Here is a 15,466-nt window from a genome sequence, read left to right as displayed (position 1 = left end):
TCCGAAGACAACCTGAGCCGACCAGGGGCTCAAACGCCATAGTAGAAATAGATCGCGGAGCACGTCGCCAGACCGACAATAATGTTCATCGGCAGCCCGATCTTGACGAAGTCACTGAAACGATAATTGCCAGCGCCATAGACGAGCGTGTTGGTCTGGTAGCCGATAGGTGTTGCGAAACTGGCACTTGCACCGAACATTACCGTGACGACCAGCGCCCGCGGTTCGATACCCAGTTGCTGGGCAAGGCCGATGGCGACGGGGGTGAAAATCACCGCAACGGCGTTGTTGGTCACGCACTCGGTCAGAACCGAGGAGAGCGCAAAGACGAGGAGCAAGACGACGAAGGGTGACACCTGCGCCATGATCGGCAAGACCGCGTCGACCACGAGCGTCACCGCGCCTGTCTCCTGCAGCCCCTGGCCGATGGCAAGCATCGAGAAGATGAGGATCAAAATCCCGCCGTCGATCGATCCCCACGCCTCATCCGCGTCGATGCAGCGCAAAATGAGGATGGCCGGCACAGCGATCATCGCCAGGATTCCGATGTCCATCACGTTCAAGGACGCAAGGACCACAACGAGCCCCAGGGCCAGAAGCGCCAGCGGCGCCTTGGTGGGGCGAAAGGCGCGTGCCGTGGAGCGAGTGACCGACACCAGTTCGCTCTGGTTCGAGAGTTCGTCGAGCGCCTCGGCCGTGCCTTCGAGCAGAAGTTTGTCTGCCGGCCGGAGCCTCACGTTGCCGAGATCCGGGCCCGGTACGTGCCGGTGTCGGTGGGCGGCGATGACCCGCACACCGAAGCGACGGCCAAGGGCAAGGTTGGAGAGGAGCGTCCCGTGGCTCAATCGGCCAGGTGCGACGACCGCTTCGACAATAACTCTTTCGCCGTTGCCCGTGATGCCTCGCCGTTGGCCCACGCGCAGTCCTTCGCGGTCATTCAGCGTGAGGAGTTCGGCCGACTTGGCAAGGACGATCACCCCATCCCCCTTCTTCAGAGTGATGCCCTGAAAATCCTTGCGCACGACCTTGCCGTCCGAGCGAACGCCGACGATGCGCAGGCCCGCCTGCTTGAAGTCGGCAATCTCGCCGATTGGCTTGTCGGTGTAGGGCCCGTCCGAAAGCACGGTCAGCTCTGAGAGAAACTCCGCCTCGTCCAGGCTGTCCAAATCGCTCGCCTCGTCTCCCCGATCCGGCAAGAGGAACTTTCCGAGCGCGAGCATGGTCAGGATGCCGGTCAGGGCTGTTGTGAGACCAACCGGCGTGATTTCGAAAAGCGAGAAGGGTTCAAGGCCATGCGTGCGCGCGACGCCATCGACGAGCAAGTTGGTGGATGTGCCGATCAGCGTCAGGGTGCCGCCAAGAATGGCTGCGTAGGATAGCGGGATAAGAAGTCTCGTCGCAGCCAGGTCGAGCGCGGCCGCCAGCCGAATAACGATCGGAATCAAGACCAGGACCACAGGCGTGTTGTTCATGAAGGCTGAGGCCACAAGTGCCGTCATCAGAAACACGGCAAGCGCGAGCTTTGGGTGTTTCCTGGAGCGGTCAAGCACGACGCCGGCCACACTCTCAAGAACACCGGTTCGCACCAAAGCACCGGTGAGAACAAACATGGCTCCGATCGTCAGAGGCGCCGAGTTGGAGAACACCCCCATCGCTTTTTCGGGCGGCACGAAGCCAAGCACGATGAAGATGGCAGCCCCTCCGGCCGCAGTGACGTCAGCCGGATACTTCTCCCAGACGAACATCGCAAACAGGGCGACCACCAACCCAAGCGCGATCTCGGCCTGATAGCCCGCAAGAAGCTCCATCATCACTTCGCCGCGCCCTCTCATGTTCACGAGCTAAACGCAAGACCATAGTTCCGGTTCACGGCCAAGACGCTGCCGGCGATCGGCATTCTACGACTTGAAGACGTTCACTGCTGCGACGCCATTATAACGTACTGTTCTTACTTGATAAAAACGACTCTCAGTGACGTCATACCGTCACATGGATCATCAAAAAAAGCGCTTCTGAAATACTAGTTTCTTGGCGCTCTCAGCGAGAACGTGGTTTCGCCATCTATCGCTACGCGCAGCAAGAACGTTCGGCCAGACATCACAGGCTCACCATCGCCGTCGATACGACCCACTATGCCGAGAGCGATTGAGCAATTCACAAACATACCGTCACGCCACCGGCTACGGATTCGAGCGCAACGAGGCGCGTTCGATCGCGTTGCCCCCCTCCCCCCTGTTCCGAGATCGCGACCAGACTTGCGCCACGCAGATCGAGCTCCCAACGGACTTACTCCAGTGCACTGAGGCCAAACTACCCAGTAGCAGCCACGATCATGGCCAAATATCGCACCACAACGATGCGCTGTGCATCACTTACGTCGTAACCTCGGACTAGAGGCGTCCATTGGAAGACAGCAGCTGAGCAAAGTGCGCGAGCGCGCGATCCCTCCCATCGCCTAGTTCAGGCGCACTGATCGCCAAGGGGTAGGTTCTTATGTCCGGCTTTTCCAGGGCAAGCCGGACAAGCCGATTGTTGGCAAGATCCGTCTCAATGAGATGCTTAGGCAGCCAGCCGAAGCAGTGCCCCCGACGCGCCGCGTCGACTGCAGCTTCGATGGAGTTCATCCGCCAGACTCTGCTTCGGCCCTGATGAACCCCGCTTGCTCGATCGAAACCGTAAATTTCTAGTCGATGGTAGTGAGCAAGAGTCGCAACACTGATTGGACGATCTGCTATGGCTAACGGGTGCCGCGGATGGGCGACGGCGACCAGTTCAACTCGCGCAATTATTTCTGCCTGCTTGGCGCCGGGCGCTGCCACCAGAATTGCAAGATCATAATCCGCCCAATTGACAGTTTCGATATTCTGCCGGACGGTCTCGTACAGGTCGATCGATACATGGGGCCACTCGGCGGCGAACCCTTCGATTGCGTTCAGCAACCGCTCCCTGGGAAATAAGGTGTCAAACAACAGCCTTATCTGAAGTCGCTCTCCGCGAGCGGCTGCAGCACTTCGGCGTTCAAGCCGGCGGAGGTCCTCGATCAGAGGCGTGACTTCGGCGAGAAGAGTGGCTCCTGCCGAAGTGAGCACGGCACGCCGTCCGTCGATGCGGAGCAGATCGACGCCGATGGCGCCGCGCAATCTCGCCAGCGCGTAACTAATCGTCGACTGGCTGCGGTTCAGTGCGGCGGCGGCCGCTGCGAAACTCCCGGTATCCACGACCGAACGCAGGACCGCCCACTGCTCGAGCGTCGACCGAGGTATAGAGCAATCGGATTTTTCGATCATTTAGACCCAATATCACAACGAGAAATCCGATTCAAATGGCCATACAGTATGGTCAGCACAAAGGAGCCTTCTATGTCTGACCCCTTCGAATCCACCCGACCGGACGAACTGACGGCCTTCATCGGCAAGCACTTCATCTATACTTATGAAAATGGCTGGCAGTATGAGCTGTATGTCAAGAACGAGCGGACGATCGACTACCGCATCCATAGCGGAATGGTTGGCGGCCGTTGGGTCCGCGATCAGGAGGCGCACATCGTCCGGCTTTCGGACGACGTCTTCAAGATTTCCTGGGATGAGCCGACCGGCACCACCGTCAGCGTGGCGTTCAATCTGACGACGCACATCATCCACGGTGTGATCTTCTTCCCGCAATGGGTCGCCCAAGACCCGAAGAAGACCGTGTGCTTCCAGAATGACCACTTGGACGAGATGCGCGCACTTCGCGATGCCGGTCCGACCTATCCCAAGCTCGTTATCGACGAATTCGCTGACGTCACCTTCACCGAGGACTGTGGCGCCGACGATCAGACCGTGATCTCCTGCGCTCCGTCGGAACTTCCCGAGGGCTACGCCGCGCGGCGGCACTAATCCCATCGTCCATTCGAGCCAATACCAAACAAAAGAGCGGCTGGGATGTCCGAAGGGCAGTTCAACGATCACATTGTCATGGTGACGGGTGCGACGACAGGTATCAGTCGGGTAATCGCTCTGGCCTTTGTGCAACAGGGCGCGAGGATCATCATCGGTGAAGTGGACGTCCGCGACGAGGACAGGGTGGTGACCATCACCGCCGCGGGTGGATATGCTTGTTTCGTCGAAACCGATGTTTCGCAGGCCACCTAGGTCCAGGCGCTAGTCGACACCATCTGAAGCCGCCGGTGTATCTCTCACGTCCGATCCGCAATGAGGAAGAGAGACGCTGAATGTAAGTGCTTCTTTTCTGGCTTTTTGACGCGGATCAGGAGATCGAAATGACCTTTCTTCCTTTGTCGCGCCGCACCCTATTCGGCGTCGGCACGGCCTCGCTGCTTTCCTTAGCGCTTCGCTCCACCCCTTCGATCGCCGCGACCGGGCAGCCCGTGGTCTCCCTCCGCGACGGCCGCGTGCGTGGCGTGCGTACGGCAGGCGTGGCATCGTTCAAGCGGATTCCCTACGCGGCCAATCCGTTCACAGCGGCAACGCGCTTTCAGGCGCCCAAGCCGGTTGTGCCCTGGGAGGGCCTCCGCGACGCCACTGCCTTCGGCCCGCCGCCGCCCCAGCCGAGTCGCGACCCGCAACCTGTGTTGTTTGGTGGCCCCGACGACTTGACGCTGAATATCTGGACACCGGATCCGGACGCCAAGGGACTACCCGTCATGGTGTGGATCCCGGGTGGCGCGTTCGTCCGGGCGGATGCCGGCGAAGCGGCCTATGACGGGACGCGGTTTGCTGCCGACGGCATCGTCGTCGTGACAGTCAATTATCGCGTCGGTGTCGACGGCTTCATGGCGATCGAGGGCGCACCGGCCAATCGTGGCCTTCTCGATCAAATCGCTGCACTGAACTGGATCCGGGACAACATCGCGGCCTTCGGTGGTGACGCGACCAATGTCACGTTGTTCGGTCAGTCGGCCGGCGCGGAGAGTGTCGCCATCTTGCTCGCCTCCCCAAAGGCGGAGGGCCTGTTCAAACGCGCGATCCTACAAAGTCCGCCCATGCAGGCGATGACCAGTGACGACGCCAAACGCGTGACGGATGTCTTCGCCAAGGGACTGGGTGTGGCGCCGACTGTGGCCGGACTCAGCGGTGTGCCGTTCGACACGCTCATCGCGGCAATCCAAGGTTTGGAGGCGGACCTCAAGGACCGCGCGAAATGGGGGAAATTGTCACTCGGAGGCACAGCCTTCCTGCCGGTGATCGATGGCGATATGCTCGGTGCCTCGCCGATCGACATGCTCGCGCGTGTGCCCAAACCGGGCATCCCGGTCATTGTCGGCAGCACGGACCAGGAGGCACGGATCTACATGGTCCCGGGAGGTGCTATCGATCACGTTACGCCGCAAGCGATCGACCAGCTCATCGACGAGCTGAAACTGCCCGCCGCTACGTTCGACGTCTACCGGACCGATCCGGCCAATGCCAACATCGGCGATCTCTACACGGCGCTACAGTCCGATTACACGTTCCACATGCCGGCGCTCCGGATCGCCGAACTGCTCAGCGGCGATCGGCGGACTTGGCACTATAATTTCTCCTGGCGGTCCCCGGCGTTTGGCGGTCGCCTCGGCGCGGCGCATTTCGTGGATGTGTCGTTCAGTTTCGACACCTTGTCATCGGACCAGGCGAAAACCTTTGTCGGCGCCAATCCTCCGGCCTCTCTGGCCGAAGCCATGCATGGCGCCTGGGTTGCCTTCGCCAAGACCGGTGATCCTGGTTGGCCTACCTACGACCTCGCCACTCGGACGACAAAGCGCTTCGATGCCACGTCGAGCCTCGTCAATGATCCGGAGAGGGCGATGCGCGATCTGTGGAAGGACGTCGCGTTTTGATGAAGGAGCGGATGCGCGGTGCGCGGGGGGCTTTCCGGAAACCTTCTGTGTTCGCGTCATGCCGCTTTCACGGGCGTGGAGGTCGATGTCGGAAGGGCTGAGCCGATCGCTCGCACAGCACGGCTCATACACCGGCGGATGACGCCAACCGAGATTACATGCCCTTGGTGCATCATCGGGCATCACCGCTTGGACAAGATTCTGGCGGAGCGCTTCCCTGATCTGGAAGTGGGCATCCGTCAGCATCCCGTCCTTCTGCTTCCAGATGCACTGGCGGAAGGTCTCTACATTCCCGACTTGCTCCGCAAGCGATACGGCATGACCGCCCCCCCAAGGCCGCGTTCGCTCGGCCTGAAGCGGAGCCACGCGCCTCTGGCCTCGACCGCCAGCTCTGGACCTACAGGACCCAGCCGGCGCACGGGCTGATCTTCTTGGCGGCGCGGGCGCGCGCCACACAGCACCGGCTCGCGGTCGCGATCACCGTCACCCATTTCCTGCAAACAAAGAACATCTCAGCCCCGGATGTCTTCGCGGATATCGCGTTGGCTTAAGGGTTCGAACGCGAAGAAACCCGGACGCTGCAGACATGTCGAACGGGAGGCGGCCCGATCGATAGAGGCCGGGGTCAGGTCTGTGCCTCACTTCGTTTTCGGCGGGCGCATCGCCATCAACGGGGGACTGAGCGAAGGCGAGATTGCATCCACCCATCCAACAGGCTGTCAGTGTCGCCGCTCAGGGCAAGCAGCGATCCGGGCACCATCGCTGCATACACTCAGGGTCCCGCCCGCAAAGGCCGATGCCTGATCAAAGTCGATCGCACACCCTAGCCGAGTGACGAAAAGAACCCGCGCGTCGGGGTATAGTGCGAGTCCTCAGCATGGCCAGTCGTGGAACATGCTCGATCAGCCTTCACAGCTATCGAAACGCCTCTTCGCCGATACCCCGACACACTATCCCACAGTATCCGAAAGTACGCCCCGTCATTCCCACTCGATCGTGCCCGGCGGCTTGCTGGTCACGTCGTAGACGACGCGGTTGACGCCCTTCACCTCGTTGATGATACGGGTGGCGGCGCGGCCGAGGAAGCCCATATCGAAGGGGAAGAAGTCGGCCGTCATGCCGTCGACCGAGGTGACCGCGCGCAGGGCCAGGACGCGATCGTAGGTTCGGCCGTCCCCCATGACGCCGACGGTCTGTACCGGCAACAGCACCGAGAACGCCTGCCAGATCTGGTCATAAAGGCCGGCCTTGCGGATCTCGTCGAGATAGATGGCGTCGGCCTTCCTGAGGATGTCCAGCTTCTCGCGCGTCACGCCGCCCGGCAGGCGAATGGCAAGACCGGGTCCGGGGAACGGATGCCGGCCGATGAAGCTGTCGGGCAGGCCGAGTTCGCGACCAAGGGCGCGCACCTCGTCCTTGAACAGTTCGCGCAGCGGCTCCACCAGCTTCATGTTCATGCGCGCCGGCAGGCCGCCGACGTTGTGGTGGCTCTTGATGGTGACGGACGGGCCGCCGGAGAAGCTGACGCTCTCGATCACGTCGGGGTAAAGCGTGCCCTGGGCCAGGAAGGTCGGCGCGCCGCGACCATCGGCGGCGATTTTCTTCGCTTCGGCCTCGAACACCTCGATGAACAGGCGACCGATGGTCTTGCGCTTCTTCTCCGGGTCGGCCTCGCCTTCGAGCTGGCCGATGAAAAGATCAGACGCATCAACGTGCACGAGCGGGATATTGTAGTGATCCCTGAACATGCCGACGACCTGCTCGGACTCGCCCTGACGCATCAATCCGTGATCGACGTAGACGCAGGTGAGCTGGTCGCCGATCGCCTCGTGGATCAGCACGGCCGCCACCGAGCTGTCGACGCCGCCGGACAGCGCACAGAGCACGCGCTCCTTGCCCACCTGCTCGCGGATCTTGGCGATCATCTCGGCGCGATAGGCCGACATCGTCCAGTCGGACTTCATGCCGACGATCCGGTGCACGAAGTTGGCCAGAAGCTTGGCGCCGTCGGGCGTATGCACCACCTCGGGATGGAACATGGTGGTGTAGTAGCGCCGCCGCTCGTCAACCGCGATGGCAAAGGGGGCGTTCTCGGAGATGCCGATCACCTCGAAGCCGTCCGGCGCCCGCGTCACGCGATCGCCGTGGCTCATCCACACCGGATAGCGCTTGCCGACTTCCCACAGCCCCTCGAACAATGGCGACGACTTGAGAATCTCCACATCGGCCCGGCCGAACTCGGCGGCATGTCCGCCCTCGACGCTGCCGCCGAGCTGAACGGCCATGGTCTGCTGGCCGTAGCATATGGCAAGGATCGGAACGCCGCTTTCGAAGACTGCCTGCGGCGCGCGCGGGCTGCCGTCGCGGGTCACGGAATCGGGGCCGCCAGAAAAGATCACGCCCTTCGGTCGCAGTTTCTCGAAGGCCGCCGCCGCCGACTGGTAGGGATGGATTTCGCAGTAGACGCCGGCTTCTCGCACCCGGCGGGCGATGAGCTGCGTCACTTGGCTGCCGAAATCGATGATCAGCAGGCTGTCGTGGGCGGGCTTTTCCATGGAAGGAACTCTTTCCGGTAAGGGGCCAGAAGGATCAAGCGGTTCCGCTAAGCCGAATCCGCTCGCCGGGCAAGCGGAAAGTCGCGGATATCGGCGGCTTCTGCCCGATGTCCAAGGTCGCGCCGCGAACTTGGACAACTCGGCGGCCGTCACACGCGGTCGCCGGGAACGAATGAAGGCACTTTGTCCACAGCCTACCCACAGGACACGGACAGCAAGCGCACAGCTTTTGAAGAGATAACCGCACAGTTTTCTCGGCTGGAGATCCACAAATGGTCCCCAGCTTCGCCACAGCTTGTCCCCGCTCAGGCCACTCGGTTTTCCCCAACCGTGAGGCCGGGCCATGCGGCTGCGCCGACCCGCGTCAGGTCGTCGGTGACGAACTCCGCGAAGCGCATGCCGCGGACCGCGCCGCCGGGAACGTCGACCAAGAGGTTGCCGGTAACGATCGTGGCCTGCTCGGATGCGAGCACCGATACGCCAATTCCCGTGCCGGCCCGCCTAATCACGTTGCCCGAGGCGACGACATTGCCGAGCATCGCCCCCCAGCCGAGCGAGAGGCCGAGATGCGGCGCCGCTTCGACGACGTTGCCCGTCACCGAGCCATGCGTCTCGACGTGGATTCCGACGCCTCCTGCCCGTTTGCCAGCCGCCCCGACCGCAGAAGCCTCGACGATATTGCGGACGACGTTTCCCTCGACAAGCGACAGACGATCGCCGCCGTCCGCGAGCAGCGCGATGCCGAGCACTGCGCCATCGATCGCGTTGTTGCTGACAGAGGTCCCGGCCGACGCGGCATCGGCCACGATAGCTGCCCCCTTGATGGCCTGGAGATCGTTGCCTGCGACCCGAACGGTGCCGGCTGAAGAGAGGCTGATGCCCGCTTCACCGACTCCATGGATGCGGTTGTCGCGCACCGTCGAGCCATCGTCACCCACCATCCATCGGCGCAGATGAATGCCGCCGCCGGCACAATCGCTCACCGTATTGCCCGCGATCGTCGTGGCGTTGCCTTCCGTCGACATGATGCCGACACCGCCGGCGCCTGAAACGCGACAATCCCGAACGCTTCCGCCCGTCCGCGTCAGCGAGACGCCGTGACCGGCGCTGCCCTGAACCGTGAGACCTGCAAGGTCGGCATCCTCGACGAAAGCCAACGACAGGAGACCGTCATCCTCATCGGACAACATGCGATTGGCCCCATCGAGGACAAGCCCTTCAAGCGAAAGCGTGCGCGCCTCTTCCGCATAGAGGAATCGCCCGCCGCCCGAATAGACGAGATGCGTTTCTCCGGGAACGCCGACGAGACGGGCGCGATCCGGCAGGCGGATGTTGGCGACTTCGTAGCGGCCGGCTGGAATGCGGAGCGGACGACCGGCGGCGGCGGCGCGATTGATGGCGGCCTGCAGCTCGGCGCTGCGATCCCCTGTTCGTCGAGCGACCGGACGTGTTTCGGGTACAGAGAGACTGCCGCGCAGCTCTGACAGATCGATACCGAGCGTGCCGGAACGGGCCACCGCCGGCAGGGCGAGGCTCGTGATCGTCCCGAACAGGAACGTGCGGCGGTTCATGAGTGCCTCCGGCGGACAGACATGCCATCTATAGAGCAAGCTCCGTTCCAGCCGCCCTGGAGGCCGGGATGATCATCGCGAATCCTTGATGTCCGATCGCCTTGCTTTTGCCGTCCGGAGGACACATCCTCTAGTCGCTAGAGGAGTAAGTGCGCATCATGACGGATATGCCAATCGGTGAAGTTTCCCGGCGCAGCCAGGTGAAGGTACCCACCATCCGCTATTACGAGCAGATCGGCCTCCTTCCGGCGCCACCACGGAGCGAGGGGAACCGCCGCCTTTATGGTGCGCGCGACCTGCGGCGCCTCTCGTTCATCCGCCATGCCCGCGACCTCGGTTTCGAGATCGATGCGATCCGGACTCTGCTGACCTTGCAGGACAACCCAAGCCTGCCCTGTGCGGAAGCCGACAGCATCGCGCGCGACAAGCTTGCAGAGGTCAACGCCCGTATAGAAAGCCTGATGGCGCTGAAAGAGGAACTGGAAGCAATGGTGGGCGGTTGCGGGCATCGCTGCGTCGGCGAATGCAGGGTGATCGAGGTGCTGGCCGATCATCACAAGTGCCTGCACGCGGAGCATTGAGCTGGCGGGCGGCCATTTCCAGGCCGAGGGGCTTGCCGAAACGTCACCATCCTGCGAAACCGCTATATAGTAGACGCCAGAGATGTTTTCGCTTCGGAGCCGACAATGACCTCGCCCATCATCACCGTTACGCTCAATCCGGCGATCGACCTCACCGTCACGCTCGATGATCTGACGCCCGGCAAGGTCCATCGCGCCCGTGCGGCGCAGTCGAATGTCGGCGGTAAGGGCATCAATGTTGCCGGCTGCATCGCCGACTGGGGCATTCCCGTCGTAGCGACCGGTGTGCTCGGTCGCGGCAACGACGCCACCTTTACCGATTTCTTCAAGGACAAGGGCATCCAGGACCGGTTCGTCCGAACCGCCGGCGATACCCGCACCAACATCAAGATCGCCGACGTCGTCACGGGAACCACGACGGACATCAACCTGCCGGGTCTGACCTTTGACGACGAGACCTACGACATGGTGCTCGACGTGCTGCGACGCGAGGTGATCGAAGCGGCGTTGGTGGTCCTCGCCGGCTCGTTGCCGCTCGGCCAACCGGCGAGCGTCTGGGCAAGGCTCACCGCCGACCTCTGTCTCCTTCGGTGCCGCGTCGTTCTGGACACCTCCGGCGCGCCGCTCGCCGCCTCTCTCGCCGCACCCCGCGAAAGCTTGCCGTTCGCCGTCAAACCCAACCGGCTGGAGTTGGAAGCGTGGGCAGGACGACCGCTCACGGAAGTGGCCGATATCGTTGCCGCCGCCCGCGAAGTTCAGGCGCTCGGCATCGAGCTTGTCGTCGTTTCGCGCGGCGAGCAAGGCGCCATCTTCCTGCGCGGCAACACGGCGTTGTCGGCACGGCTACCCGTTGTCAATGCGCTGTCGACGGTTGGCGCCGGCGATGCCATGGTGGCCGGCATCGCGTCCGCGCTCGCCGACAACCTCGGCCTTGAAGCTCTGGCTCGCCGCGCCGTGGCCTTCGCAACTGCCAAGCTCGGTCGAATCGGACCTCACCTCCCATCGCCCGACGACGTGCGCCAACTGGCCCGCCGGGTCGACGTCGCCGTGCTTGCCAGCTGACCTCCGGGGCAGTATTTTGCCCGTGGAGGAAAACACGAATATTCAGCCGAACTATCAATTGCGTTCACGATTTTTTGGCGCGACCGGCGGTCTGAACCGAACTCACCTCTGGTAAATCGTGCTAAAGTCGTAGATATGAGCCAGTCTGTTTCGCCAGTCGCACGCGATAGGCGGGAAGGGCTCGGGACCACAGAAGAATTCGCGAAGGAGTTCCCTTATGGCGCTGGTTTCACTGCGGCAGTTGCTCGATCATGCCGCCGAACATGGCTATGGCATGCCGGCTTTCAACATCAACAACATGGAGCAGATGCTGTCCGTCATGGCCGCGGCCAAGGAGACCGACAGCCCGGTGATCATGCAGGCTAGCCGCGGCGCCCGCGCGTTCGCCAACGACATCGTGCTCAGCCACCTGATCAAGGCCGCCATCGAGCTTTATCCCGACGTTCCGGTCTGCATGCATCAGGACCACGGCAACTCGGAAGCCACCTGCCTCTCGGCCATCACCAACGGTTTCTCGTCGGTCATGATGGACGGCTCGCTCAAGGCCGACGGCAAGACCCCCGCCGACTTCGACTACAACGCCAACGTTACCGGCCGTGTCGCCGAACTCAGCCACATGGTTGGCGCGTCGACGGAAGGTGAGCTCGGAGTGCTCGGCTCGCTCGAGACCGGCATGGGTGACAAGGAAGACGGCCACGGGGCCGAAGGCGTGCTCAGCAAGGAGCAGCTCCTCACCGATCCGGACGAAGCGGTGAAGTTCGTCAAGCGCACCAAGGTCGACGCCCTGGCCATCGCCATGGGCACCAGCCACGGCGCCTACAAGTTCTCCCGCAAGCCGACGGGCGACGTGCTCGCCATCTACCGCATCAAGGAGATCCACGAGCGCATGCCGAACGTGCATCTCGTGATGCATGGCTCGTCGTCGGTTCCGCAGGATCTGCTCGACATCATCAACGCCTACGGCGGCCAGATGCCCCAGACCTTCGGCGTTCCGGTCGAGGAGATCGTCAACGGCATCAAGCACGGCGTGCGCAAGGTGAACATCGACACCGACTGCCGCATGGCCATCACCGGCGCCATCCGCAAGTTCTTTGCCGAGAAGCCGGCCGAGTTCGATCCGCGCTCCTTCATGAAGCCGGCCATGGCCGCCATGCAGAAGGTCTGCAAGCAGCGCTACGAGGAGTTCGGCGCCGCCGGTCACGGCTCCAAGATCAAGCCGATTCCGCTTGCCGACATGGCCAAGCGCTACGCCTCGGGCGAGCTCGACCCCAAGATCGCCTGATCGGACAGCTTTCGAGTTTGAGGACGGGGCGCTTCGGCGCCCCGTTTGCTTTTGGAGGCGACTTCATCCGGGGACGGGACTATGCGACCGCGTCGAGCGCCGGATCGCGTATCAGGAAGCGAACGACGCCATGCTCGGCATCGGCTGCCGCAATCCGCACACCGACCTTGGGACGCCCGTCGCCGACGTTGATGCGTCCGCAAACCCCGATCATACAAGTGAAATCCTCTTCGACATCGGCCTCTCCCTCCACGGACAGGCTTCCATCTCTTCGGAATCCGGCACTGACCCGGCATACGACTGGAACGGGCGGCCGGCCTTCAAACTCCAGAAGGGTGGCAAACCCTCGAATAGCTGACGCAACCACGGCTCATTCCTCCCTCGAAAGAATGGAGGACACTGGGCTTGAAGCCCGTGCAAAACGGCTCAAAATTGAAACTTGTTCTACAAACTACGGTATATTTGCTTATATCCTTTCGTTTGAAAAGTACAATTTTTGGTGGGAATATCCTGCCGACGTTTGCGCTTTGTCATGAACGGCTTGCGGATTGGAGACGAGCCGCGCGCTCTTCGAAATCGGCCTCGCACTCAGGCGCGACGGTTCTCGCGAGGGCCGTTTTCCGTCCAGCAGGTTGCGGACGAGCTCTTGCTCAGACGCTTCGAGCGGAGGATAAGAGGCAAACGCAAAATCGGAGGCCACCTATGACCGTTGCCGTGGGATCCCCTGCCCCAGATTTCACCCTGCCTACGGACCAGGGCGAGCTGTCACTCGCAGCGCTCAAGGGACACCCCGTCGTCGTCTATTTCTACCCCAAGGACGACACATCGGGTTGCACGCGCGAGGCAATCGGCTTTTCGTGTCTCGCCGACGAGTTTGCGAAGGCCGGCACCACGGTGATCGGGATATCGCCGGACACGGTGGAGAAGCACGGCAAGTTCCGAGTCAAGCACAAGCTGACGGTGGCGCTCGGTTCCGATCCCGATCACAAGGTCGCTGAATGCTATGGTGCCTGGGGCGAGAAGTCGCTCTATGGCAAGAAGTACTTCGGAATCATTCGCTCGACATTTCTGATTGGTCCGGATGGGACCGTGGCAAGAACCTGGCCGAAGGTTAAGGTCGAGGGGCATGCCGAAGAGGTCCTGGCAGCAGCCAAGGCATTGTAAATAAAAACTTTTCTGCAGGACATCGCCGCTTCAAGCCTTCATTAACCCTAACGGTCTCTAATCGCTCCCAAGGAGTTCCGCTCGCCGCATGCGGCGGTGCGGTCGGTTCCCGCCTGGAGCGTTGCGTTGATGAGACCACAAGCCGCAGATCGATACCGTAGCCAAAGCTCGGCGAGACGCATCGTCATCATCAGCCGAGACAACACGCGCACCTATACGTTCAGCCCGCTGGCCCTGTTCGGCGGCCTGACGCTTTTCCTGGCGGTTTCACTCGGCTTCCTGGCTGCCACTACCTATCTGGTCTTCCGCGACGATCTGTTCGATCTGGTGCGCGAGCGCAACGCCAACATGCAACAGGCCTATGAGGATCGTATCGCCCGGCTGCGGTCGGAGATCGACCGCATCTCCAGCCGGCAGATTCTCGACAGCGTGGCGATGGACGAGAAGGTCGAGAAGATCATGTCCGTTCAGCAGGGAATCGCGGATCGCCAGCGCGCTGTCGGTGAACTGATCGACAAGGCGCGAAGCATCGGCCTCATAGACGACGGCAACACCGCGGTTCCCGCCGACAGACGCGCCGCGCTGGCGCCGACCGACGTGACCGGATCGATCAACGCCTACGCCGACGCCGGTCGTGCCAGCCTGATCGACCGCCAGTTCGACGCGTTGACCTCGGCCACAGGGGTCCCCGCGATTCCCAAGGCGGACCTCCGTACGCCCGATGGCAAGCCGGACTTCAAGGCGATCTCCAAGCATCTGGCCGCCGTCGACGCCGAGCAGGCGAAAGCCGTCGAGGCGATTGCCGAGGCCGCCAACTCCCGCGTTGACGAAGCGGTGGAAGTCATTGCCAACGCGGGTCTGCATGTGAACGTGCCGGAAGCGCCGGACGGCACCGAGGACGCGGTCGGAGGCCCCTATGTTCCCCTCGCGGGAGCACAAGCGCTCACGGCTGCCATGCAGGACGCCGATCAGGCCTTCGACCGAATGGCGCGCGTCAAGGCCGCAGCGGCCAAGCTGCCACTCATTCGTCCACTACCGGGCGGCGACATGACTTCGAACTTCGGCTCGCGCCGGGATCCCTTCCTCGGATCGCTGGCGTTCCACGCCGGCATCGACTTCCGTTCGCCGACCGGCACCGATATCAAGCCGACGGCGCCCGGAATCGTCACGGTTGCCGGCTGGTCGGGTGGTTACGGCAATCTCGTCGAGATCGATCACGGCAACGGCGTCACCACGCGCTATGGTCACATGTCGCGCATTACCGCCCGTGTCGGCGACCGGGTGACGCGGGACACCGTGATCGGAGAGGTGGGCTCCACCGGCCGATCCACCGGCCCACATCTTCACTACGAGACACGCGTCGACGGTGCGCCGATCAACCCCGTCAACTACATCAATGCGGGCAACAAGCTGGCAAATCTTCTTCCCTGAGG

General features: G+C 62.3%; 13 protein-coding genes. 8 read left to right on the top strand and 5 right to left on the bottom strand.

Annotated elements, in window-relative coordinates:
- Positions 1–29: 29 nt before the first annotated feature.
- On the bottom strand, positions 30–1,811 hold the full coding sequence (locus M4J39_RS01430) for an SLC13 family permease (protein WP_251726769.1): 1,782 nt from the start codon (positions 1,809–1,811) through the stop codon (positions 30–32).
- Between the two features lie 579 nt (positions 1,812–2,390).
- Positions 2,391–3,287, bottom strand: coding sequence for a LysR family transcriptional regulator (locus M4J39_RS01425; protein WP_251725874.1), 897 nt, complete (start codon positions 3,285–3,287; stop codon positions 2,391–2,393).
- 72 nt (positions 3,288–3,359) lie between these two features.
- Between M4J39_RS01425 and M4J39_RS01420 the strand changes: the two genes are divergently transcribed.
- The 3 genes from M4J39_RS01420 (at position 3,360) to M4J39_RS01410 (ending at position 5,818) form a co-directional block, all read left to right on the top strand.
- Positions 3,360–3,878, top strand: a complete 519-nt coding sequence (locus M4J39_RS01420) for a phenolic acid decarboxylase (protein WP_305884113.1) — start codon at positions 3,360–3,362, stop codon at positions 3,876–3,878.
- Between the two features lie 45 nt (positions 3,879–3,923).
- On the top strand, positions 3,924–4,133 hold the full coding sequence (locus tag M4J39_RS01415) for an SDR family NAD(P)-dependent oxidoreductase (RefSeq protein WP_251725873.1): 210 nt from the start codon (positions 3,924–3,926) through the stop codon (positions 4,131–4,133).
- Between the two features lie 128 nt (positions 4,134–4,261).
- Positions 4,262–5,818 (top strand): carboxylesterase/lipase family protein, encoded by a 1,557-nt coding sequence (locus tag M4J39_RS01410; RefSeq protein ID WP_251725871.1) that lies wholly within the window; start codon positions 4,262–4,264, stop codon positions 5,816–5,818.
- Between the two features lie 980 nt (positions 5,819–6,798).
- On the opposite strand, the gene guaA is transcribed toward M4J39_RS01410, so the two are convergent.
- Positions 6,799–8,373, bottom strand: a complete 1,575-nt coding sequence (gene guaA, locus M4J39_RS01400) for a glutamine-hydrolyzing GMP synthase (RefSeq protein ID WP_251725869.1) — start codon at positions 8,371–8,373, stop codon at positions 6,799–6,801.
- Positions 8,374–8,678: 305 nt separating this feature from the next.
- Entirely contained in the window at positions 8,679–9,944 is a 1,266-nt protein-coding gene (locus M4J39_RS01395; RefSeq protein WP_251725868.1) for a TIGR03808 family TAT-translocated repetitive protein, read from the bottom strand.
- A gap of 158 nt (positions 9,945–10,102) precedes the next feature.
- Here M4J39_RS01395 and M4J39_RS01390 point away from each other — a divergent pair, with 158 nt between their 5' ends.
- From M4J39_RS01390 to fba, 3 genes are all read left to right on the top strand, one after another.
- Positions 10,103–10,525, top strand: coding sequence for a helix-turn-helix domain-containing protein (locus M4J39_RS01390; RefSeq protein WP_251726767.1), 423 nt, complete (start codon positions 10,103–10,105; stop codon positions 10,523–10,525).
- A 105-nt stretch (positions 10,526–10,630) separates the two neighbouring features.
- Complete coding sequence (gene pfkB, locus M4J39_RS01385) at positions 10,631–11,587, top strand: 1-phosphofructokinase (RefSeq protein WP_251725867.1); 957 nt, start codon at positions 10,631–10,633, stop codon at positions 11,585–11,587.
- A 217-nt stretch (positions 11,588–11,804) separates the two neighbouring features.
- Complete coding sequence (gene fba / locus M4J39_RS01380; RefSeq protein WP_251725866.1) at positions 11,805–12,869, top strand: class II fructose-bisphosphate aldolase; 1,065 nt, start codon at positions 11,805–11,807, stop codon at positions 12,867–12,869.
- 79 nt (positions 12,870–12,948) lie between these two features.
- Here the strand turns inward: fba and M4J39_RS22880 are convergent, their stop codons facing one another.
- A complete protein-coding gene (locus M4J39_RS22880; RefSeq protein ID WP_256469655.1) occupies positions 12,949–13,083 on the bottom strand; it encodes a hypothetical protein in 135 nt (44 codons plus the stop codon).
- Between the two features lie 488 nt (positions 13,084–13,571).
- Here M4J39_RS22880 and M4J39_RS01375 point away from each other — a divergent pair, with 488 nt between their 5' ends.
- Complete coding sequence (locus M4J39_RS01375; RefSeq protein ID WP_251725864.1) at positions 13,572–14,033, top strand: peroxiredoxin; 462 nt, start codon at positions 13,572–13,574, stop codon at positions 14,031–14,033.
- A gap of 129 nt (positions 14,034–14,162) precedes the next feature.
- On the top strand, positions 14,163–15,464 hold the full coding sequence (locus tag M4J39_RS01370) for a peptidoglycan DD-metalloendopeptidase family protein (RefSeq protein WP_251725863.1): 1,302 nt from the start codon (positions 14,163–14,165) through the stop codon (positions 15,462–15,464).
- Positions 15,465–15,466: the final 2 nt, after the last annotated feature.

The organism is Pleomorphomonas sp. NRK KF1, from assembly GCF_023721755.1.
In the GTDB taxonomy this organism is placed as follows: Bacteria; Pseudomonadota; Alphaproteobacteria; order Rhizobiales; family Pleomorphomonadaceae; genus Pleomorphomonas.
Note: the sequence above shows the minus strand (reverse complement) of the source record. Positions and strands in the feature narration are given on the sequence as shown.